21 protein-coding genes and 1 riboswitch are annotated in these 23,347 nt (G+C 40.7%); of the genes, 20 read left to right on the forward strand and 1 reads right to left on the reverse strand.

The genetic code is table 11. The annotated features are described in order from the left end of the window. Positions 1–82: 82 nt before the first annotated feature. The 9 genes from ACXAEY_RS06230 to ACXAEY_RS06270 all read left to right on the forward strand — a co-directional run bounded on the left by ACXAEY_RS06230 (position 83) and on the right by ACXAEY_RS06270 (position 11,043). Positions 83–1,030 (forward strand): NAD-dependent epimerase/dehydratase family protein, encoded by a 948-nt coding sequence (locus ACXAEY_RS06230; protein WP_474810889.1) that lies wholly within the window; start codon positions 83–85, stop codon positions 1,028–1,030. Continuing rightward, complete coding sequence (locus tag ACXAEY_RS06235) at positions 1,006–1,950, forward strand: lysylphosphatidylglycerol synthase transmembrane domain-containing protein (protein ID WP_474810890.1); 945 nt, start codon at positions 1,006–1,008, stop codon at positions 1,948–1,950. Before ACXAEY_RS06230 ends, ACXAEY_RS06235 begins: the two co-directional genes overlap by 25 nt. Continuing rightward, the gene (locus tag ACXAEY_RS06240) at positions 1,947–3,410 is read left to right on the forward strand and encodes an alkaline phosphatase family protein (protein WP_474810891.1); all 1,464 of its coding nucleotides are present in this window, start codon (positions 1,947–1,949) and stop codon (positions 3,408–3,410) included. Before ACXAEY_RS06235 ends, ACXAEY_RS06240 begins: the two co-directional genes overlap by 4 nt. Beyond that, positions 3,410–4,180 (forward strand): glycosyltransferase family 2 protein, encoded by a 771-nt coding sequence (locus ACXAEY_RS06245; protein WP_474810892.1) that lies wholly within the window; start codon positions 3,410–3,412, stop codon positions 4,178–4,180. Before ACXAEY_RS06240 ends, ACXAEY_RS06245 begins: the two co-directional genes overlap by 1 nt. A gap of 67 nt (positions 4,181–4,247) precedes the next feature. Then, entirely contained in the window at positions 4,248–5,012 is a 765-nt protein-coding gene (locus ACXAEY_RS06250; RefSeq protein WP_270179508.1) for a hypothetical protein, read from the forward strand. 24 nt (positions 5,013–5,036) lie between these two features. Further along, positions 5,037–5,975: an FTR1 family iron permease gene (locus ACXAEY_RS06255; protein WP_270179507.1), complete on the forward strand. Its 939-nt coding sequence runs from the start codon at positions 5,037–5,039 to the stop codon at positions 5,973–5,975. A gap of 85 nt (positions 5,976–6,060) precedes the next feature. Continuing rightward, a complete protein-coding gene (locus tag ACXAEY_RS06260; RefSeq protein WP_474810893.1) occupies positions 6,061–7,557 on the forward strand; it encodes a hypothetical protein in 1,497 nt (498 codons plus the stop codon). A 120-nt stretch (positions 7,558–7,677) separates the two neighbouring features. Continuing rightward, positions 7,678–9,399 (forward strand): excinuclease ABC subunit UvrC, encoded by a 1,722-nt coding sequence (uvrC, locus tag ACXAEY_RS06265; RefSeq protein WP_442865121.1) that lies wholly within the window; start codon positions 7,678–7,680, stop codon positions 9,397–9,399. A 79-nt stretch (positions 9,400–9,478) separates the two neighbouring features. Then, positions 9,479–9,666, forward strand: a riboswitch (Lysine riboswitch). A gap of 141 nt (positions 9,667–9,807) precedes the next feature. Further along, complete coding sequence (locus ACXAEY_RS06270; protein WP_270179504.1) at positions 9,808–11,043, forward strand: aspartate kinase; 1,236 nt, start codon at positions 9,808–9,810, stop codon at positions 11,041–11,043. A gap of 37 nt (positions 11,044–11,080) precedes the next feature. Here the strand turns inward: ACXAEY_RS06270 and ACXAEY_RS06275 are convergent, their stop codons facing one another. After that, positions 11,081–11,527: a YslB family protein gene (locus ACXAEY_RS06275; RefSeq protein WP_270179503.1), complete on the reverse strand. Its 447-nt coding sequence runs from the start codon at positions 11,525–11,527 to the stop codon at positions 11,081–11,083. A gap of 280 nt (positions 11,528–11,807) precedes the next feature. Here ACXAEY_RS06275 and ACXAEY_RS06280 point away from each other — a divergent pair, with 280 nt between their 5' ends. From ACXAEY_RS06280 to ACXAEY_RS06330, 11 genes are all read left to right on the forward strand, one after another. Then, positions 11,808–12,416: a succinate dehydrogenase cytochrome b558 subunit gene (locus tag ACXAEY_RS06280; RefSeq protein ID WP_270179502.1), complete on the forward strand. Its 609-nt coding sequence runs from the start codon at positions 11,808–11,810 to the stop codon at positions 12,414–12,416. An 84-nt stretch (positions 12,417–12,500) separates the two neighbouring features. Further along, on the forward strand, positions 12,501–14,264 hold the full coding sequence (gene sdhA, locus ACXAEY_RS06285) for a succinate dehydrogenase flavoprotein subunit (RefSeq protein ID WP_270179501.1): 1,764 nt from the start codon (positions 12,501–12,503) through the stop codon (positions 14,262–14,264). Next, on the forward strand, positions 14,264–15,022 hold the full coding sequence (gene sdhB / locus ACXAEY_RS06290; protein ID WP_270179500.1) for a succinate dehydrogenase iron-sulfur subunit: 759 nt from the start codon (positions 14,264–14,266) through the stop codon (positions 15,020–15,022). Before sdhA ends, sdhB begins: the two co-directional genes overlap by 1 nt. Positions 15,023–15,250: 228 nt before the next feature. Then, entirely contained in the window at positions 15,251–15,478 is a 228-nt protein-coding gene (locus tag ACXAEY_RS06295; RefSeq protein ID WP_369810531.1) for a helix-turn-helix domain-containing protein, read from the forward strand. A gap of 155 nt (positions 15,479–15,633) precedes the next feature. Next, the gene (glcT, locus tag ACXAEY_RS06300) at positions 15,634–16,473 is read left to right on the forward strand and encodes a glucose PTS transporter transcription antiterminator GlcT (protein ID WP_270179499.1); all 840 of its coding nucleotides are present in this window, start codon (positions 15,634–15,636) and stop codon (positions 16,471–16,473) included. A gap of 168 nt (positions 16,474–16,641) precedes the next feature. Next, on the forward strand, positions 16,642–18,672 hold the full coding sequence (ptsG, locus tag ACXAEY_RS06305) for a glucose-specific PTS transporter subunit IIBC (protein ID WP_270179498.1): 2,031 nt from the start codon (positions 16,642–16,644) through the stop codon (positions 18,670–18,672). Positions 18,673–18,702: 30 nt separating this feature from the next. Beyond that, complete coding sequence (locus tag ACXAEY_RS06310) at positions 18,703–18,969, forward strand: phosphocarrier protein HPr (protein WP_270179497.1); 267 nt, start codon at positions 18,703–18,705, stop codon at positions 18,967–18,969. Beyond that, complete coding sequence (gene ptsP, locus ACXAEY_RS06315; RefSeq protein ID WP_474810894.1) at positions 18,969–20,696, forward strand: phosphoenolpyruvate--protein phosphotransferase; 1,728 nt, start codon at positions 18,969–18,971, stop codon at positions 20,694–20,696. Before ACXAEY_RS06310 ends, ptsP begins: the two co-directional genes overlap by 1 nt. Before the next feature lie 125 nt (positions 20,697–20,821). After that, positions 20,822–21,271 (forward strand): MarR family winged helix-turn-helix transcriptional regulator, encoded by a 450-nt coding sequence (locus tag ACXAEY_RS06320; protein ID WP_270179495.1) that lies wholly within the window; start codon positions 20,822–20,824, stop codon positions 21,269–21,271. 29 nt (positions 21,272–21,300) lie between these two features. Beyond that, positions 21,301–22,104 carry a glutamate racemase gene (racE, locus tag ACXAEY_RS06325; RefSeq protein WP_270179494.1) on the forward strand — a complete coding sequence of 268 codons (804 nt, stop codon included), beginning with the start codon at positions 21,301–21,303 and terminating at the stop codon, positions 22,102–22,104. 110 nt (positions 22,105–22,214) lie between these two features. Beyond that, on the forward strand, positions 22,215–23,288 hold the full coding sequence (locus tag ACXAEY_RS06330; protein ID WP_474810895.1) for a GerMN domain-containing protein: 1,074 nt from the start codon (positions 22,215–22,217) through the stop codon (positions 23,286–23,288). The last annotated feature ends 59 nt before the right edge of the window (positions 23,289–23,347 follow it).

Genomic DNA, 23,347 nt, shown 5'->3' on the forward strand with positions numbered 1-23,347 from the left:
TTTTCTATTGTACATGAAAGTTAGGAATGCTTAAGAGTTAAGAGGAAGTTTCTTTTTTAGTTGAGTAGTAGGAGTGCAGAATATGAACGTATTGATTACTGGTGGAGCAGGTTTCATTGGAAGCCACTTAGCCAAAACTCTCATCAAAGAAAAACACAGCGTTACGGTCATCGACAATATGACTTCCTATTATGACGTAAAAAGGAAGGCAGATCATATAGACCAAGTGAAAAAGTTGGGAGACTTTACACTACATCAATTCGATTTACTAAATGAAGAGAAAACAATGAAGCATTTTAAGGAGCATTCCTATGATGCAGTCATTCATTTAGCAGCCCTTCCTGGAGTACAATATTCGCTTTTAAACCCACACGAATATATTGATCAAGATATAAAAACGACGGTAAATGTTTTAAAAGCGTCCGGTGAAACAGGCGTATCCCACTTTCTATTTGCGTCATCCTCATCCGTCTATGGCAATGCTGACAGCGGTCCGGTGAAAGAAGAAGATGCTAACGGAAAGGTTTGTTCTCCATATGCCGCTGCGAAGTACGGAGCTGAATCCTTTTGTCATGCTTATCAATCACTCTATGGATACAAGCTTTCTATTCTACGATTCTTTACTGTGTATGGACCTTGGGGCAGACCGGATATGGCCATTCCTCTATTTATTAATAAGTTTTTAAACGATCAACCTATCGAGATCTTTGGAAGAGAACAGTCTCGTGATTTCTCATTTATCGATGATATTGTGAAAGGTATCTCGCTGACCTTGAAAAGACAATCAAGTCAATCCGAGATATTTAACCTTGGAAGCGGAACACCCGTATCATTAGATGAGTTGATCACGATATTACAAGAATATTTCCCAGAAGGTAAACTGTTCGAACGCCCTCATCGAGCGGGTGATGTGAAGCATACGTGGAGCAACATATCGAAAGCGCAAGAGATGCTCGGTTACACTCCTAATATAGGAATAAATGAAGGAATACGGAGAACGGTGGAATGGGCAAAAAACTACTACAGATAATTAAATGGTTAACTAGCTTATCGCTCGTTGTTTTGTTTGTTTTTCTATTCGTTAAAGTGTTTACATTTGAAGATTTAAGGCAAACCATCTTGGCTCTTTTCAGCCATCCTATTCTCCTAGTACTCATGGTTGTAGGATATACAATTGCGTTTTTGTTACGTGCTTGGTGTTGGAGAATTCTTGTGAATCCGAATGTGCCATTCGTCGTCTACCTATCAGGAATATTCTATAGTTTGTTTTTTAACCATCTATTACCTTTTAAAGGTGGAGAAGCTGTAAGAGTGGGGGCCTTGGCACAACATCAGGATGTAAAATGGACGAAATCGTTATCTTCCGTAGTGTCGTTAAGAGCTTTGGATCTTTTGTGGCTTGGTTTATTCGCAATGTTTGGAGCGAGTGCTATTGGAATCCAGCTGAATTCCGTTTTCTTTCTTAGTGCGCTTGTAGCGATAGGAGTAGGAACTGTCTTTCTTTATCTCTTGGAAAAACACAACAAACTACCTGCTTTCGTATCAACACAATGGAATGACTTTACCTCTCTTGTGAAATCTAGATCGGGTTTGATCATTATTTTGTTATCAGGCATCAGCTGGATCTTTGAGGGAATCGTCGTGTATGCTGTTGCGATTGTCGATATGGCATCGTTTAGCTATCTTAACGCAATGTGGGTGACAGCACTGTCTGTCGGTTCTGGTGTTTTACAACTTGCACCTGGAGGACTCGCAACTTATGAAAGTGTGATGAGCCTGTCTTTGTATCGCTCTGGATTCCAGCTAGAAGATGCGTTTATGATTGCGATCATTACTCATGGATTTAAGTATTTATATTCCTTTGCTGCCGGTGCGGCAGCATTTTACATGTATCCTCTTAAAATGAATAAATTGAAATCGTTTGTAAAGTCGAAAGGAGAAACAGAATGAAACAAGCTTCAGGTTTTGAGAAGGTTGCAGCAAGGTGCTGGAATCTTTTGAACGAAGGAAAGCCCTTCACTCCTATTTTTGTTACGGGAACTTTATTGTTATTTTACATATCAGAGTGGTTTTCAGTTTCATTTTGGAGTGGGTTTTTATTCGGATTAGGAGCGGTTCTCCCTCTTCTAGTTCTTTACTATCATTATGATTTTCCGCTTTTCTTGAGAAATTATTTATGGCTTCCCTTGATAGGTTTTTTAATAATCTTTGACCACTTTTCTCTAACAGCATCATTGTTTGCAATAGCACTCTATTTCTTTTTTACGGTGTTTTTCTGGGGAACGCTATATTATCATCTGAGAATTGGAACGAGTTGGACGAACTTCACTCGATTTTGGAAACTCGTATTAAAGAATAGTGATTCAACGAGCGGAAATGCTCAGGAGCAGCTACCTAAAGTATTGCTGATCATAGGCATTTGGACTATGGTGACAGATTCATTTATCGGTTCTTCATTGTCCATCGAGTGGGACAAGTTGCTCATGTTGTATGGTGCCATCTTTCTGTTTAGCTACATTTTACACAAATATTTATTTGACTGGAAACCAACAATCAAACCGACCTATACAGAAGATGTAAAGTCTTCTAACAATAAGAATGAAAAAGTAATCATGATCGTCATCGATGGGATGAGAAAGGAACGGTTCCAAGAGGCACAAACCCCTTTTTTGGATTCGCTGAAAAAGAGTGGTACTGAATATAGCCAGATGGAAACAGTTTATCCAGCAAGGACAGTAGTATGTTTTTCATCCATGATGACTGGAACGTATCCTTTCGAACATGGAATCAATTCAAATATGGTTTGGGGTCGTGGCGTAAAAGTCGAGACGATCTATGATTCGTTGCGAAAGGTGAATAAGAGCGGTAGACTCCTTGGAATTGCCCATCTTGTTGATGCGATGGGAGATGACGTAGATACAGTAACGGCTGTGATGCATAATGATGTAGCCGATTCTAATATTATGGGTAGAGCTAGAGAGGTTATGAAAGAGAAGGATCCAGACTTTTTTACTGTCCAGCTTATTGGAACAGACCAAACCGGACACTCAAGAGGTGTTCTTTACGATGAATATATCCAAAAGATAGAAGAAGCTGATCGCCTTGTTGAAGAATACGTAAATTGGTTGGATGAGAATGGTTATATGGAAAATACCACATTGATCATATGTGCCGATCATGGGCAGGCTGATGGAATAGGAGGGCACGGACATCTTGACGAAGGAGAGCGATTCGTTCCTTTCTTTATGAATGGCCCTTCCATTAATGCAGGGAAAATAGTTGAAGACAAGCACAGTCTAACATCGGTAGCCCCGACTGTTGCACACCTTCTTGGTGCGCCTATCCCATCACATAGTAGAGGTGAAATTCTAACTGAAGCGTTCAACCACAGGAAGGAAGAGAAAGATTAATGAAACAACATGTTATTGTTTTCTTGCCAGCTCATAACGAGGAACAGGCTATAGGTGAAGTCATTCGCAAAATACCAAGAGACTTTCATAAAGACGTTAAGGTGAGTATTCTTGTCATTGATGATGGATCAACAGATCGAACGGTAGAAGTAGCAAAAGAAGCTGGTGCTGATCATATTTTTTCGAAAGACCATAACAAAGGTCTAGGAGCAGCGGTACGGACGGGACTTCAACAATCTGTTGCTCTTGGTGCTGATATTGGCGTCATGTTAGATGCTGATAATGAATACCCTGCCTGGCAGTTGCCGGAGTTATTGGCACCCCTGCTCGAAGGTGAATCAGACTATGTGATGGGGTCGAGATTTAAGGGAACGATAGATGGGATGCAACTTCATAGGAGGCTTGGGAATTACTTTTTCACATTTCTCCAATCCATTTTATTACGAAAATGGATTTATGATGGGCAGTCAGGGATGAGGGCATTCTCAAGACAGGCAATGGAAGAAGCAGAGATTATTCATGACTATAACTATGCACAAGTATTAACACTGAATCTTGTAAGAAAAGGGTTCCGCGTAACCGAAATACCGATCACCTATCAAGTTCGATCGACCGGTCAGTCCTATATAAAGTTTAAAGCGTATATGACTTCAGTACTTCCAGCGATTGTGAAGGAGATGTCAAGACCTGTTAAACGAGTACCTATTGATTATCACGCCCATCAGATCAAACCGATCGACTGGTCTCAATTACACACAGAAAAGCCATAACAAATGCATATCTGATATTGACTTCAATTCTGATAATCATTATCATTATCAATGAGGAGGATTCTCAATGAAAAAACACATCGCGCTCGTAGCACTCATCATCATGATTACATCTATGGTAACCACTCCACTAAAAGCTTTTGCGTATTCATACGGTGACCCCACTGAAGAAAAAGTAGCTGAAGCGTATAGTGAGATGGTAGCAAAGCTTAATGAATCTCCTCCAAACTATGATAAAGCAAGTGAGATATTTGCTACTGTAGAAGAAGAAATTCAATTACATATGGGTGACGACGCAGTTAGCGTGATTAAGTCCGCCCTCGAAAATGAAGATAAAGAAGAAGTTATTACGAACATGCAGAAAATACTCGTCCTCAATATCTCTAGGCGTCTTGAGAACGTGGAGGACAACTTCGAAGAATATGATACGACTCGAAAGCTAGTAGGGAAGGCTGATGCAACTTACAAAAAGCTTTCTCCTGTCGTAAAGCAAAAAAACGAAGAAGTGGATAGCGAGATTAAGAGCGATTTTGAAACCATCTTAAATTCGCTTGGTAATCCTGGTTTGTTCGGAGTAGGAGAAAAAGAATCAGATAAAGATCAATTTATTGAGAGTAAAGATAAAATTCTTACAGCGCTACAAGATCAATTTAACATGGAGTCAGTCGAAATTGGTCATTTTGGTAAAAGCGCTACCGACGATACGAATGACAATGGTAAAACTGAGTGGACCGACCTTGGTCAACTATCGAATTGGTTACCGATCGTATTGATTGTAATCGTCATTGCAGGCGTTGTGATATACACAACTAGAATGCGTCGCCGTTCGTAAAGAACGTAGAAAGGGGAAAGGTAAATGGAAATTCAGGCATTGCTGATCATGTTCAGAGAAGTACTTGAAGCCCTTCTCATCATAGGAATCATCACAACATATATGAAACGAATGGGACAACGTCAATACAACAAATTTGTTTGGCTAGGCGCAGGACTTGCAGTTGTTGCAAGCATAGGTGTCGCCATGTTGTTTCAGGTAGTCTTCACTGGATTTGCTGCAATGGGAAGTGAAATGTACCTGAAGATCGCCATTATGCTGATCTCCTCAGTATTACTGACACAGATGGTGTTTTGGATGGCTGAACATAGCCGGGACATCAAAGGCAAGACTGAAGGAAAAATGACGAAGTATATAACGACAGGAAATATAATTGGTATGGTTATTCATTCGTTCCTCGTTGTTTTACGAGAAGGCATCGAAACGGTCTTCTTCTTCGCTGCGATTACAGGCGGAGATATTGGGAAAGGGTTCGAAGGTTGGGGAGCCATTACGGGAGTGTTAATTGCTGCTGTTGTATCGTATCTTTTCTTCAAAGGTACGATGCGTATCCCGCTCAAATCTTTCTTTAAGGTAACAGGAATCTTCATCGTCCTCATCGCTGGAGGGTTACTTGTTCAAGGTATCTCCATGATGCAGGATATTAGAATGATTGGAAGTGTCATGCCTCACGTCTATGACTTAACATGGTTCTTGCCTGAACATCCGATCGATTATGCTCATTATGTACGTGATAACGGCGTTGCCCCTCTATTATCTGGCGACATCGGTATTTTCTTCAAGGCGCTGTTTGGATATTCTTCCATGCCTTCAATAGAAGAAATCGTAGCGTACATCGGTTACTTTGCTGTTATATATCTTCTTGTTACGACAAAGAAAGCTCCTTCAAAAGCTGAATCAGCTAAAGAAGAAAAATCCGCTATGTTCAAGGCAAACAAAATGAATGAAACTGCTGTAAAATAAACAATTAAGGAATACAAGGCGATGAGTCGCCTTGTATTTTTTGTACGTGAGAATGACCGGGACAGGTTTCTAAAGGATGATCATGTTGAATATGAAAAAGCTATCGCTAAACGCATTATTTAAAACGTTAATCTTATTAGTAAGTATCACTAGCATAATTCTCATTAGTTTGTGGAGGTTTCATTATGCGATCGACCTTCCACGATCTTGGGATCAAGTAGACTTTGCTCTAGCTTTAAGCAGATTCGACTTATATGCCATGCAGCCACATTTCCCGGGTTATCCCTATTTTGTTTTAGGGGGAATGGTCATCCACAAGTGGATTGGCAATCCCTCGTTAGCTTTATCAACATTTAATAGTCTAATTTTATTGTCTAGTTCGATCCCTCTCTATTTCTTAAGCCGCAATATCCTTTCAAAAACGATCAGCGTACTGATCGTTGGTGTACTTCAGTCGATGGTTTTCTTGAACGTAATGTCCATTCAGCCTATGAGTGAAGCAGCCGCGGTTGGGATTCTATGGTGGTACATCTGGGGTTTACATGTTGCCTTCCAACGTAAAGCGTCTTCATTTGTTTTGTTATTACCCTCATTTTTATTAAGCATTCTGCTAGGAATTCGATTATCATATCTACCATTTGGAATCGGGTTAATCCTTCTCCTAATAAGTAGGAGATCTAGCTACACTTCTAACAAAACATATGCTTTGTTTATCAGTGTTCATCTTTTTATTGCGATTTGTTTTCAGCTTATTTGGGTTGTAGGACTAGCTGCTTCAGAAGGAGGAATCACTGCATTCTTAGAACTAGCACTTGGATTTTCCTCCGGACATTTTCAAGAATGGGGAGGTAGTGCTGTATCGACAACTTCTCCACTATGGATAAGAAGCTACGAACTCGTCGTAACCAATATAGGCTGGGTTGGACTTGCAGGACAAAGGCTCTACATTGCAGCAATGATTACTATTATGATAATTGGTTTTATTTTATTATTGAACAAAGTTAGCAGACAAAGCATCACCCCGTTTCAATGGACATATGGAATCATGTTTGCTCTATACTTCTTGTGGGCGTTGTTTGCGCAGAATATTGATAAACCAAGACACATCCTTCCATTACCTGGAATGGTTTTGTTTGCGGTATTATTATTCACTACTAAGTATTCAGAAGGTTTCAGGGCACATCTAGTGAAGCTTGGTTTGGTGATGGTGCTACTCTTTCAATCTTTTGGAACGTTCACAATGATGAGAGAAGCTCAGCACCCCGCCGCTGTCCATCAGTTGAGTAGTTTTCTCTCGGAAATAGAAGAGCCTATCATGGTGTATACCTGGGAGGAAACAAGGGTAATGGATTATCTGGACGTTCAGTATGAACATGACCGTGTATTCACATATGAAACCTTCTTGTCAGAAATACCTTATTACGATGAGAGAAGAATATTTTTAACGGATCGTGTCGTGAAGGGGTTTGAACAGCAAGGGGCACCGATAAGAAAATCGGTCACAAAGGTCGGAGCGTATTATTCCGATAAGATGTACGATCCTGTCTATCACGAAATTGTTTTGTACGAGTATAAGCGATAGGCATTATGATACAATAGGGGAACATAGATGCGCCTTGAATGGGTAGAGAGGTGAGATAGCGTGGAACAATTTTTGAAAAATAAGCTAGCTGTTCTACCCGATCAGCCTGGCTGTTATTTGATGAAAGATCGTCAAGGGACGATTATTTATGTTGGAAAGGCAAAGGTACTTAAGAACCGAGTGCGTTCCTATTTTTCAGGAGCACATGATGGTAAGACGCAGAGGCTAGTTGGAGAGATCCGCGACTTCGAATATATCGTTACTTCAACTGATTTAGAAGCACTTATCCTTGAACTAAATTTAATAAAGAAACATGATCCAAAATATAATGTGATGCTGAAAGATGATAAGAGCTATCCATATATCAAGATTACGGCTGAAGAACAACCTCGACTCATCACAACAAGAAAAATAAAAAAAGACAAAGGTAAGTACTTTGGTCCATATCCGAATGCTTATGCTGCGAGTGCTACAAAGAAATTGCTCGATCGTATCTATCCGCTCAGAAAGTGCCGAAAGATGCCAGATCGAGTCTGTTTGTATTACCACATCGGCCAGTGTCTTGCGCCTTGTGTAAAAGAAGTTACGAAAGAGCAGAACAAAGAAATGATCGACGGGATCACGAAGTTTTTAAATGGTGGTCACCAGGAGGTCAAACAGGATTTAGAACGTAAGATGGTGAGCGCTTCTGAAAACCTGGACTTTGAGCGTGCGAAGGAATACCGTGATCTCATGTACCATATTGAAAAAGTGATGGAAGCTCAAACGATTCAAACAAACGATGGCCTCGATCGTGATATCTTTGGATATAGTTTTGATAAAGGCTGGATGTGTGTTCAGGTCTTCTTTGTCCGTCAGGGGAAACTCATAGAACGAGATGTCTCGCTCTTCCCGTTCTATAATGAGCCTGAGGAGGACTTTTTAACATACCTTGGTCAGTTTTATCTACAGAAGAACCACCCTAAGCCTAAGGAGATCCTTTTACCTAATACAATCGATGCTCAATTAGCAGAAGATCTTCTTCACATCCCAGTACAACAGCCGAAAAGAGGAAAGAAGAAAGAGCTAGTTGAATTGACGATAAAGAATGCTAACATCGCACTCAATGAAAAGTTTTCTCTGATTGAGCGAGATGAGAAAAGAACGATCAATGCGGTTGAGAACCTTGGTGAACAATTAGGAATAGAAGCACCTCTTCGAATAGAGGCATTCGATAATTCGAATATTCAAGGAACAAACCCGGTTTCAGCGATGGTTGTGTTTTTAGATGGTAAACCGAAGAAGAATGAATATCGAAAATACAAGATAAAAACAGTAGAGGGTCCAAACGATGTTGGCTCGATGAAAGAGGTCGTTAGGAGAAGATATACAAGGTTACTTAAAGAAGATGGACCACTCCCAGATTTAATTATTATCGATGGCGGCATCGCTCAGATTCAAGCATCAAAAGACGTTCTAGAAAATGAGCTTGGTCTAGATATTCCGGTTTGTTCGTTAACGAAAGATGAGAAGCACCGAACATCCCACTTATTGATCGGAGACCCTCCAGAGGATGTTTACCTTCCTAGAAATAGTCAGGAGTTCTATTTACTTCAGCGAATTCAAGATGAAGTCCACCGTTTTGCGATATCGTTCCATCGTCAGCTCCGTGGAAAATCCATGCTGAAATCTAGTTTGGATGAAGTCCCAGGTATCGGACAGAAGCGTAAAAAGAAACTCTTAAATTATTTTGGATCGATCAAGAAAATGAAGGAAGCTGGCGTAGATGGTCTACAAGAGGCTGGTTTACCGAAGAATGTTGCTGAAGAATTGATGGCTCGTTTCAAACAAAAAGAAAATTAATTACGAAATTGTATTGCGGCGTAACTCATAGTTCGTTATAATAGTGAAAATTTAATAGTTCCACACTTCGATAAATTGAAGTGATGGTAGAGGCGCAAAAACCATCAGTATACCCAATGAGAGTGATAAGACTTGTTGACGTGGGTGGAAAGGGGAATTTGCCGAAGCGAACAGGTGCTTATACACCTTAAGCTGGACCTGCATTGAAGAAGTGCAGAGCTGTCATTCAATTCCTTCCCGGGGGTTGAATGGAGGACTATCTCACACAGGGACGTTTTCTTGAATTATGAAAACAACAGTGAGGTTTTTCTCATTGTTGTTTTTTTGTATATAGAGAGCCTAAATTACTTATTCAAGAAACTAGTTGTGAGTGAGAAATACAGTTATAGAGTGGAAAGGATGGAGAGAGTGGGACTTCGAGTAATGAAATTTGGTGGAACATCTGTTGGAGATGTCGAAAAAGTAAAGAACGTCGCATCGAGGCTTGCTGAAGCAGTTGATGCAGGGGATGAAGTTGTAGCAGTTGTTTCTGCTATGGGGAAAACCACAGATGAACTAGTGGGTTTATCAAAAAGCATCACAAATAATCCCTCCAAAAGAGAACTAGACATGCTGCTTACAACCGGAGAGCAAGTAACAACCGCTCTTCTTGCAATGGCGCTTCATGAGAAGGGTTACGAAGCCGTCTCACTTACAGGGTGGCAAGCAGGACTTAAAACAGAATCTGTCCATGGAAACGCGAGGATTTTGGATATTGATGCCAAAAGGATGAATCAGCATCTTGCAGAAGGAAAGATCGTCATCGTTGCTGGCTTCCAGGGTCTTTCTGACACAGATGACATCGCGACATTGGGTAGAGGAGGATCTGATACTACTGCTGTTGCGATCGGGGCTGCACTGAAAGCAGAGCGATGTGAAATATACACAGATGTAGATGGGGTCTATACAACTGATCCTAGATACGTAAAAGGCGCGCGTAAACTGTCAACGATTTCTTATGATGAAATGCTCGAATTGGCAAACCTTGGTGCAGGGGTTCTTCATCCTAGAGCGGTGGAGTTCGCGAAGAATTATAATATTCCACTCGAGGTACGCTCAAGTTTTACAAACGAAGTAGGAACCATAATTGAGGAGGTCGCATCCATGGAACAGAATTTGGTAGTGAGAGGGCTTGCGTTCGAAAGCAATGTGACAAAAATAACGATATCTGGTCTTCCGAATGAGATCACAACACTTCCATCGTTGTTTTCATCCCTTGCATCGAATGGAATTAATGTAGATATCATCATTCAGAGTACGAGCGAGAAGAATACGACGAGTATATCGTTCTCGATCGAAACAGCTTCACTTGATTTAACGCTAGATGTTCTGCGTCGCCTTGAAGTCAAACTACCATATGAAAACATTTTCTATGAGTCTGGACTTTCGAAAGTATCCATCGTTGGGTCAGGAATGATCTCAAATCCCGGTGTAGCTGCACAGATGTTTGAAGTTCTTGCTGAACATGATGTTGAGATCAAAATGGTAAGCACATCTGAAATTAAGGTATCTACAATCGTACCTGAGGATAAAATGATCTATGCGATCGAGACATTACACGATCAATTCCAGTTGGATGAAAGAACACCAGTTAAGCAGTTATAAAAAAATAAGGAGGCCACCTTGGCCTCCCTTTTTACAATCATGATTCGATTTTATCTTTCGGATCCCATTTGATTGTGATTTGGATTTCGTTTTTCTTGCTCGTTTCATAAGCTTCCGTTATGCACTGCAGCATGTATTGAAATTGTTCAGCAAGAAAACCAGCTTCTAACTGATAACAATCATTTCGACTAGTTTTTTTTCTTTCTTCTATTAATGGTGACTGAAGTAAGTAAGAGACCTCATTCTTTTTTTCTTGTGCGATGGTTAGAGCACCCCATCCTGCATCTTTAAAAAATTGCTCGATTTCTTCTCTCGTAGATAGAGGGAATTTTCTCGCGATATCTTTACCAGTCCAATAAAGAATGTTCGCTTGTTCAGTCCCTAATAGCTCAGGAAGAAGAACTTCTCTAAAAAGCTCATATCCAAAAGCTGTTGTGGTTACTTCATGACTATAATCGATGGTATTCGTGCGCTTTTTAAACATAAACTCCTCCAATTCGTCTCATATCATTATAACGGTTTGGAAGCGATTCCTCCATACATACAGGAAAAGAGAGGAATAATATCCTAGCAAATTTCATCTAGGAATTTAGAAAACTCAAAATGTACGCGTTTTCTTGACGCTCCTAAATGATGGGAGTACAATGAATATGTCACATATAAATCGACAGAAAGCGATGATTTCTGTGCATGCAAAGGCTTTTATAGTAGAATATGCAGTGGCAGATGGTAGCTTAACAACTTAAAAGGGGGACACACAAAACATGGCCGCAAGTCGAGACTTTGTCAGCCGAAAATTGCATTCGCTTCTAGGAGTAATTCCGCTGGGACTCTATGTTACGCAGCATCTAACAGTAAACCACTTCGCAACGAGAGGTCCAGAGGCATTTAACGAAGCTGCTCATTTCATGGAATCTTTACCATTCAGGTATCTCCTTGAAATCTTTGTTATTTTCTTACCGCTATTATTCCATGCGATTTATGGTGTTTATATCGCATTTCAATCCAAGAATAACGTAAGTAGATATGGCTATCTACGAAATTGGATGTTTTATATGCAGCGGATCTCAGGGATAATTGTTTTAATTTTCGTAACCTGGCATGTATGGCAAACTAGAATTCAGGCTGCGATGGGTGCAGAAGTTAACTATCAGATGATGGTGGACATACTAGCTAATCCTTGGATGATGATCTTCTACATCGTTGGAGTAATTGGTACAGTATTCCACTTTGCGAATGGTCTATGGTCCTTCTTCGTAAGCTGGGGCTTTACAGTAACACCGAAATCTCAGCGTGCAATGACATATGTAACAATGGCTATTTTTCTTGCTCTTTCAGTCGTTGGTATACGCGCGCTTTTCGCATTTGTTTAAGCAACAAACGAACTGTCTTCACCACCATACTGAAAGGGTACATATCCTTCAGTAAGAGCTAGCAATTAAGGGGGAACCGTTCTTATGAGTAATGGTAAAATTATTGTAGTCGGAGGCGGATTAGCCGGTTTAATGGCTACTATTAAAGCCGCTGAAGCTGGAGTTAGTGTCGATCTCATTTCGATCGTTCCGGTTAAGCGTTCTCACTCTGTTTGTGCACAGGGGGGAATTAACGGAGCTGTTAATACAAAAGGAGAGGGAGACTCTCCTTGGGAACATTTCGACGATACTGTCTACGGAGGAGATTTCCTAGCCAATCAACCTCCTGTTAAGGCGATGTGTGATGCAGCGCCTGGAATCATCCACTTGATGGACCGCATGGGTGTTATGTTCAACAGAACGCCTGAAGGACTTCTTGACTTTCGTCGCTTTGGTGGTACACAGCATCACCGTACTGCTTTTGCGGGTGCAACGACAGGTCAACAACTGCTTTATGCGCTTGATGAGCAGGTGCGTCGCCATGAAGTAGCCGGCCTTGTTAATAAATACGAAGGCTGGGAATTCTTATCCGCTATTATCGATGACAGCGGAGTGTGTCGCGGAATGGTTGGTGAAAACCTAACAACTTCCGAAATTAGAAGTTTTAAAGCTGATGCAGTCATCATGGCTACTGGTGGTCCGGGAATCATTTTTGGTAAGAGTACAAACTCTGTCATCAATACTGGTTCTGCTGCTGGAGCTCTTTATCAGCAGGGTGCGATCTACTCGAATGGTGAATTTATTCAAATCCATCCAACAGCAATCCCAGGAGACGATAAACTCCGTCTTATGAGTGAGTCTGCTCGTGGTGAGGGTGGACGAGTATGGACATACAAAGATGGTAAACCATGGTACTTCCTTGAAGAGAAGTATCCTGCATACGGAAACCTGGTACCTCGAGACATTGCAACGAGGGAGATCTTTGACGTATGTGTACGTCAGAAACTAGGAATCAATGGGGAGAACATGGTATATCTAGATCTCTCACATAAAGACTCCAAAGAGCTTGATATCAAACTCGGTGGAATTATCGAGATCTATGAAAAGTTCATGGGGGATGACCCTAGAAAAGTCCCTATGAAAATTTTCCCTGCAGTTCACTATTCAATGGGTGGGCTATGGGTAGACTTCAATCAACAAACGAATATTCCAGGTCTGTTTGCTGCAGGTGAATGTGATTATTCACAGCATGGCGGAAACCGTCTTGGTGCTAACTCGTTGCTTTCTTCTATTTACGGAGGAATGGTAGCTGGACCGAATGCAGTTGAATATATCAATGGTCTTGAAAACACAGTTGAAGATATGCCTTCTTCTCTATTTGAAAGTCATCAACAAGAAGAACAGTCGAAGCAAGATGCGATCTTGAAGATGGATGGAACTGAGAATGCTTACCAGATTCATAAAGAACTTGGTGAATGGATGACTGCAAACGTAACGGTAGTTAGAGATAATGAGAAGCTGTTAGAGACAGATAACAAGATCCAAGAATTGATGGAGCGTTACGAGAACATCAATATTAATGATACATCCAAGTGGAGTAACCAGGGAGCTTCTTTCACTCGTCAGCTTTCAAACATGCTTCAGCTTGCACGTGTCATTACTCAAGGTGCATATAACCGTAATGAGAGCCGTGGAGCGCATTATAAACCAGAATTCCCAGATCGTAATGATGAAGAGTGGCTGAAGACTACGATGGCGAAATACGATGCAGCTAATAACAAACCAGAATTTTATTATGAAGAAGTTGATACATCATTAATTACACCTCGTAAACGCGATTATTCGAAGAAGAAAGCGGGGGCTAAATAATGAGTGAAGAACGTACGATTACTCTCAAAATAAAAAGACAAGATGGACCTGAGTCCGCACCATATGAGGAAACGTTTACGATTCCTTACCGTCAAAACATGAACGTTATCTCAGCGTTAATGGAGATTAGACGAAACCCTGTTAATGCAAAGGGCGAGAACACTACTCCAGTTGTTTGGGAAATGGGCTGTCTTGAAGAAGTTTGTGGAGCATGCTCAATGGTCATCAACGGAAAACCTCGTCAATCATGTACTGCTCTTGTGGATCGTTTAGAACAGCCGATTCGCCTAGAGCCTATGACGACATTCCCAGTCATCAGAGACTTAGCTGTTGATCGTAGTAGAATGTTCGATGCGCTTAAGAAAGTGAAGGCTTGGATTCCAATCGATGGTACTCATGATCTTGGTCCTGGTCCACGTATGCCTGAGAACAAAAGGCAGTGGGCATATGAACTTTCCAAGTGTATGACTTGCGGCGTTTGTCTAGAAGCATGTCCGAACGTGAACAGCCGCTCAGAATTTATTGGACCAGCTGCGGTTTCTCAAGTGCGCTTGTTCAATTCCCATCCTACTGGTGAAATGAACAAAGAAGAGCGTCTTGAAGGATTAATGGATGAAGGCGGATTAGCGAACTGTGGAAACTCACAGAACTGTGTGCAATCTTGTCCTAAAGGCATTCCATTAACAACCTCAATTGCTGCAATGAATAGAGCCACTTCTCTTCAAACTTTCAAAAACTTCTTCGGTAGTGACCGATAAATATGTGTAAAAGGATCCCAAGAATGGGATCCTTTTTATTTCAGTCGTTCTAAAACGAAATATTTCTCAGGAAATGACTAAGAATGAAGAAGTCTGTCGGTAGAATTTCTGTACTTCACATCAAGAAAGTGTTCTAAATTATGTAACACGTCTGTCAAAAAAACATATAGTGTATGGACTATATTAATTTTGATGAAGTTGCTTTGTTGCCCTATCGAGGAGGGTGGAATGTTGAAAGGGAACCACTACCGACCGAAGCCGCTTTTAACTAAACGAGAAAGAGAAGTATTTGAACTGCTTGTTCAAGACAAAACAACGAGGGAAATTGCAGAAGAATTGTTTATAAGTGAGAAAACAGTTCGGAACCATATTTCCAACACGATGCAAAAGCTTGGGGTTAAGGGGCGTTCCCAGGCAGTAGTCGAATTACTCCGTCTGGGAGAATTAGAGATATAGAAATTCCGGCTTGTAATGAGCCGGTCTTTTTATTGACAGATCGTGAAAATAAAGCCCTCGTGGAAGGTTTTCTCATTGACGTTCCTTCAGTTATTTACTATTATTAATACGTTCATAGTTATAAATGAAACCGGTTTAATGAGGGGAACTTGAACATGAGGGGTCCATTTGAAATAAAAAAGGTTTTGAATAATAATGTTGTCATTGCGATAACAGAGCAAAATGAAGAGGTTGTGCTCACTGGTAAAGGAATTGGCTTCAATCAGAAGCATGGCGAAAAACTTGATGATACGAAAGTAGACAAGTTTTTTGTGCTTGCTAACAAAAATGAACAGGAGCAGTACAAGCTCCTTTTATCTGATGTGCCAGAAGCCTTCATTGGTGTTATGAATGATGCGATTTCACTTATTGAAGAGAACCTAGGTGCAGACTTAGATGAGCACATACATGTTGCGTTAACCGATCACCTATCTTTTGCGATTAAAAGACTTCGTCAAGGATTAGATGTGAAGAACCCTTTCTTAGTTGAAACACAAACGATGTATCCGAAAGAATACTCAGTTGCAGAAAAAGTGATTCAGCTATTAAAGAGTAAACTTAACATTGATCTACCTGAAGGTGAGGTAGGATTCGTTGCCCTGCACATCCATAGCGCGATTACAAATAGAAGCCTTTCTACTTTGAATAAATACTCAGCACTTATCAACTTGCTCGTTTCCGTAATAGAAGATTCCCTCTCACTACAAATCAGTAGAACTGGAATCGATTATTTGCGGCTAGTTCGACATCTTAGGCATGCGATCGATCGCAGTGAACAAGATCTTCCTGTTGAAGCACATGAAAGACTAGAAAAAGTGTTGAAGGAAGAATATCCGCTGTGTTACAATATTGCATGGAAGTTGATTAAAATCATGCAACGGGAATTGAACACATCTTTTCCTGACGCAGAAGCTGTATACTTAACGATGCACTTGCAAAGGCTTTCTCCGAAATAAATGAATAAACGGTACACGTGTTACTGATACGATCAGGCATGAGTGGAACCGGTATGACTACAACTGATTGGGGTATAGTATATCCTGATTGGCTTGTTATACCTTCTACTCATGCCTTTTTTGTTTCATATATGATTTATTTGGGGATTAAAAAAAGGAGGATAAAAAATGTTTAAACAAGCGTTTGGTGTTTTACAGCGAGTTGGTAAAGCACTTATGTTACCGGTTGCAATTTTACCTGCTGCTGGTTTGTTACTTGGTTTTGGTAACGCATTCCAAAACCCTACGTTGCTTGAAAAGCTGCCATTCCTTTCAGCAGAGTGGTTCCAGCTCCTTGCTACAGTAATGGAAGAAGCTGGCGGAATTGTTTTTGCGAACCTTGCACTACTGTTTGCTGTAGGGGTAGCGATTGGATTATCAGATGGAGACGGGGTTGCAGGACTAGCTGCGATCGTTGGTTTCTTGGTTATGAATATTACGATGGGAGTTCTAGAGGGAGTTTCTCCGGATCAGGTTGCAGATAGCGCATCCTATGCGAATGTTCTTGGGATACCTACTCTACAAACAGGTGTGTTTGGAGGTATCATCGTCGGTATTCTTGCCTCATTTATGTATAAAAGGTATTATAATATTCAACTTCCGCAATACCTTGGTTTCTTTGCCGGCAAACGATTCGTTCCGATTGCTACGGCTGTATCATCCTTAATTCTAGGAATCATCATGCTGTTTGTTTGGCCACCGATTCAATCAGGGTTAAATGCGTTTTCACATAACATGCTTGATGCTAACCCTGCTCTTGCTGCATTTGTTTTCGGTGTTATCGAGCGTTCACTCATTCCATTCGGATTGCACCATATCTTTTATTCACCATTCTGGTTTGAGTTTGGTCAATATATAAACGATGCTGGTGAAATTATTCGCGGTGACCAAAAGATTTTCTTCGAACAACTTAAGGACGGAGCAGAACTAACTGCAGGTACATTTATGACTGGTAAGTTCCCGTTCATGATGTTTGGTCTACCGGCTGCTGCACTTGCAATTTACCATGAAGCACGTCCAGAAAAGAAAGCGGTTGTAGCTGGGATCATGGGATCAGCAGCACTAACATCATTCCTTACAGGTATTACTGAACCTATCGAGTTTTCATTCTTATTCGTAGCACCAGTACTATTTGGAATTCATGCGATTTTTGCAGGACTTTCTTTTATGACAATGGAGTTGCTAAATGTTAAAATTGGTATGACCTTCTCAGGAGGTGTTATCGATTACCTTCTATTTGGTGTAATACAAGGTAGAACGGCATGGTGGCTTGTAATTCCTGTAGGCCTAGTCTTTGCGGTTATTTATTACTTTGGTTTCAGATTTGCGATTCGTAAGTTTAACCTTATGACGCCTGGTCGCGAAGAAGATGAGGAAGATGAAGTTGCTGATGACGGTCAAGAGGATACAGCACTTGCTTATAACGTGCTAACTGCTCTTGGCGGAGAAAGCAATATTACAAATCTTGATGCATGTATCACTCGTCTTCGTGTATCGGTTGCGGATAAGGGTGAAGTTGATAAAAATCGCCTAAAACGTCTTGGAGCTTCTGGTGTCATGGAAGTAGGAAACAACATCCAAGCTATCTTTGGCACACAGTCTGATGGACTGAAAGGGCAGATTCAAGATATTATTAGTGGAAAGACTCCGAAACCTATTAAGGAAGAACAAAAAGAAGAAAAACCTCAGACAGAAAAAACTGGTGAAGATCATCTAATTGCTCCGATCGAGGGTAAAATCTTGCCGATCACTGAGGTTCCTGACCAGGTATTCTCTGGTAAAATGATGGGTGATGGATTCGCAATCGAACCGACTGATGGATTAATTGTTGCTCCTGTTGATGGTAAGATTATCAATGTATTCCCAACGAAACATGCGATTGGAATCGAATCGACTAACGGTCGTGAAATTTTAATCCACGTAGGAATAGATACTGTTAATCTAAAAGGAGAAGGATTCGAGGTATTCGTTAGCGAAGGTGATGAGATTAAGCAAGGTCAAAAGCTTATGAAAGTAGATCTTGGTTATATTAAAGAACATGCGACATCAACGATTACACCGATTGTCTTCACGAACCTTGAAGAGGGAGAAAAAATCGACCTTGCAAAAGAAGGAACCGTTTCTCGTGAAGATAAAGAGATCATCACAATTTCTAAATAACATACTATTAATTTGAAAGAGGGATTTATTATGGCAGAGAAAAATTTTACAGTAACAAGTGAATCAGGAATCCATGCTCGTCCAGCAACAGCTCTAGTTAACAAAGCTGGTCAATATAGCTCAGATGTAACTCTTGAGTATAACGGGAAATCAGTAAACCTTAAGTCCATCATGGGCGTAATGAGCCTTGGAATCCAGCAAAACTCAGAAATCACAATCAAAGCAGAAGGATCAGATGCTGACGAAGCGATTTCTGGATTGACTGAAGTTATGGACTCTGAAGGTCTGGGCAACTAATGTCTAAACAATTAACTGGTATTGGCGCATCAGCAGGGATTGCGATTGCTAAAGCATTCGTACTTGAAAATCCTGCACTGGAAATTGAAGAGAAATCAATCAATGATGTAGATGCTGAGCTCGATCGCTTTAACGGTGCTGTTAGCATTGCGAAAGAAGAGCTTGAAGCAATTAAAAACCATGCCAATGAACAACTTGGAGAAGATAAGGCAGCAATCTTTGCTGCTCATCTTCTCGTTTTATCTGATCCTGAGTTGTTGAATGCTGTTAAAGACAAAGTAACAAATGAAAAAGTTAACGCTGAAAGTGCTATGAATGAAGTATCGAATATGTTTATTTCGATGTTTGAGAACATGGATAATGAATATATGAAAGAACGTGCTGCGGATATTCGCGACGTTTCTAAGCGTGTACTCGCTCACTTGCTTGGTGTTACATTTACAACTCCAGCAAGTATTACTGAAGAAGTCATCGTGCTTGCTGAAGATTTAACTCCTTCAGATACTGCACAGCTGAACAAGCAGTACGTGAAAGGTTTTGCTACTGATATCGGTGGTAGAACGTCTCACTCAGCGATTATGGCACGTTCGATGGAGATTCCAGCTGTCGTTGGTACAAAAACAGTTACTTCTGAAGAAATCGAAGGCAAGACTGTTATTATCGATGGCATCGATGGCAAAGTAATCATCGGAGCAACAGATGAAGAGATTGCCTCATATACAAAGAAACAAGAAGAATACGAAACTAAGAAACAAGAATGGGCGAAGCTTGTAAATGACGCTACAACTACCAAAGATGGGAAGCATGTTGAGCTTGCGGCGAACATCGGGACTCCTGAAGATGTAAAAGGCGTTCTTGAAAACGGTGGTGAAGGTGTTGGGCTTTACCGTACAGAGTTTCTTTACATGGGTAGAAACGAGCTTCCAACAGAAGAAGAACAGTTTAAAGCTTATAAAGAAGTGCTCGAAAAAATGGACGGTATGCCAGTCGTAATCCGTACTCTTGATATCGGAGGAGACAAAGAGCTTCCATATCTTAATCTACCAAAGGAAATGAATCCTTTCCTAGGTTTCCGTGCAATTCGTCTTTGCCTTGAAGAAACTGAGATCTTCCGTACGCAGCTTCGTGCGCTGCTTCGTGCAAGTGTATACGGAAATCTGAAGGTAATGTTCCCAATGATCGCTTCAGTAGATGAATTCCGTCAAGCGAAAACAATGCTGCTAGACGTGAAAGAGGAGCTTACTGGAGAAGGCGTTGACGTTTCAGATAGCATTGAAATCGGTATGATGGTTGAAATTCCTGCAACTGCTGCGATGGCAGATGTATTTGCTAAGGAAGTAGACTTCTTTAGTGTTGGAACGAATGACCTCATTCAATACACGATGGCTGCTGACCGTATGAACGAAAAGGTTTCTTACCTTTATCAGCCATACAACCCAGCTATTCTACGTTTAGTTAAAATGGTAATCGACGCAGCTCATAAAGAAGGTAAGTGGGCTGGTATGTGCGGTGAGATGGCAGGCGACCAAATCGCTATTCCAATTCTACTCGGACTTGGACTAGATGAATTTAGCATGAGTGCTACCTCTATTCTACCTGCTAGAAGTCAGATGACTAAGTTATCAAAAGAAGAAATTTCTTCTCATATTGATCATATACTTTCTCTTGCAACAAATCAGGAAGTTGTTGACTATGTGCAAGAACATTTCGCTACTGAAGAGCTATAGATCCCTATAGCTCTTCTTTTTTTGAATCGATTGCCTAATTGCATAAATAAACGGTAATGCTCTCCTCTTGCATTTGTGGAGGGTTACAATCAAAATAGATGTATGAAATAGATAGGGGGATCACGATGCCTGAAGAACTAACGAAAACACCAGCATCAATCGTTGATATAGAAAAGTCACTCCGTATGGTAGCAGGAATTATTAAGCAGCATGGACGTGAATTATTAGGCGAATTCTCACTAACTCCACCACAATTCCTTGCGTTGCAGTGGCTTTCAGATAATGGAGATCTAACAATTGGAGAACTATCAAATAAAATGTACCTAGCATGTAGTACAACGACTGATCTCGTCGATCGAATGGAGAAAACTGATCTTGTAAAACGAGTGAAGGACCCACATGATAGAAGAGTCGTGCGAATTCATATATTAGAAAAAGGCCAAGACATCATTAGAAGAGTTATCCAGAAAAGGCAAGCATATTTAGAAGAAAAAACGATGAAATTTTCTGATGATCAAATGAAAGCTCTTGAAGAGAGTCTTGCCTTGCTCTATAGCGAGATGGAGAAAAAATAACGTAGTGCAGATTTGAGAGGCGAAATACATTGAACAAACCGATAGGTATTATTGATTCTGGTGTTGGCGGTTTGACCGTTGCGAAAGAAGTAATGAGGCAGCTGCCAAAAGAGGAAATCGTGTATTTAGGCGATACAGCAAGATGTCCTTATGGACCAAGACCATCAGAAGAAGTAAGGCAGTACACATGGGAAATGACGAACTATTTACTTGAAAAGTATCAAATAAAAATGCTGATTATTGCATGCAACACGGCGACAGCGGTCGTTCTTAAAGAGTTACAGGAGCAGCTTGCGATTCCAGTACGTGGTGTGATAAACCCCGGAGCTCGTAGTGCTATTAAAGTAACTACAAATTCGCACATAGGGGTCATCGGTACAGCGGGTACGATTGCGAGCGGTGCATATGAAGATGCATTAAAGTCGATCAATAATGATATAAAGGTAGAGAGCCTTGCTTGTCCGCCGTTTGTGCCGCTTGTAGAATCAGGGAACCTTGATAGCGATGAAACATATGAAATCGTCAGTACAACATTAAAGCCGCTTAAGGATAAAGGGATCGACTCAATTATTTTAGGGTGCACCCATTACCCATTACTCGAAAAAGTCATCCAATCCGTTATGGGTGATGAGATCTCAATCATTTGTTCTGGTGATGAAACGGCTTATGAAATAAGCGGAATTCTAGAGTACAGCTCATTGTTGTATACAGGGGATGAAAAACCATCTCATACATTTTTAACAACAGATTCAATAGGGAATTTTACTAAGATAGCCAATCATTGGCTCGAATATCCAGTTGAAACCGTAAAACAAATTGACCTCCATTCTTAAAGATGAATGGAGGTTTTTGTTTTGCTTGTTCATAAGTTTTCATTCCCGTGGTCTAAATTGGATTGTAGCTCGTATAAATGATAGTACAAACCATCTGAGGAGGGATAGCTATGCGTTTACGTGGGGCTATAATCACGGGTCTGTTGCTTTTATGTATGATAATAATATCTGGTTGCGGATTTGGGTTTGACAAAACGTTGAAAGAAATTGATCCACCAAAGGTTGACTACGCAGAAGAAGGTGAACAAGTAGATGACAGTAATGCAGAAGCTCCAGATACGTCTGAATCTACAGAGGGAGATTCTGAAGCATCTGCAAATATGTCTACTCGTGAACTATACTTGTTAGATTCCAATGGGATGGTCGTTCCGCAAACGGTTCAACTTCCTGCGGTTGAAGGAGCTGCAAAACAGGCGCTGGAATACTTAGTGATCGATGGACCGATTACAGAAATGCTGCCAAACGGGTTTCAAGCAGTTCTGCCAGCAGGAACGGTTGTGAATGGAATCAATCAGGTCGATGATACGCTCGTAGTGGACTTTTCAGAAGAATTCAAGGACTATTCTGCTGCATATGAAAAGCAAATATTAGAAGCTGTTACGTGGACGCTTACTCAATTTGAAGGCGTCAAAAATGTTAAGATTCAAATAAACGGATTTGACCAAACAGAAATGCCTGTGAATGGAACGCCGATCGGTGAAAACGTAAGCAGAGCAGATGGAATTAATCATGAAATGGGCAACGTAGTCGATGTATCAAATAGTACTGCGGTTACGGTATACTTTATGGCTCAAAATGATGACTATACGTACTATGTACCAGTAACAAAGCGGATGGAAGGCGTTAAGAACGATGTGAATGGTGTGATTACAGGTCTCTTAGAGGGGCCTCCTGTACACTCAGGATTATTTAGTCAGTTCTCAAAAGACTTAAAACTACTTGATTCAGTAAATAAGGATGGCTTGCTTACTCTTGATTTTAATGAAGCGATCTTAACAGGAGCTGAGGAGAAGGTATTGGAGCAGGAGCTTCTAAACAGCCTCGTTCTTTCTCTTACTGAAAATGCTGATGTCAAAGAAGTTGCCATTACAGTCGATGGACATGAAGAGGTCTTAGACGATTCAGGAAACGTTGTCTCTGAACCGGTTACAAGGCCTGTAGAGGTTAACAAAGTAGGTTTTTAAAATAGAATATGATAGGATGAAAGGGCAGGAATACTGCCCTTTTTTATTTTGTAAATGAA

It is taken from the genome of Anaerobacillus sp. ABA4_114 (assembly GCF_056159065.1).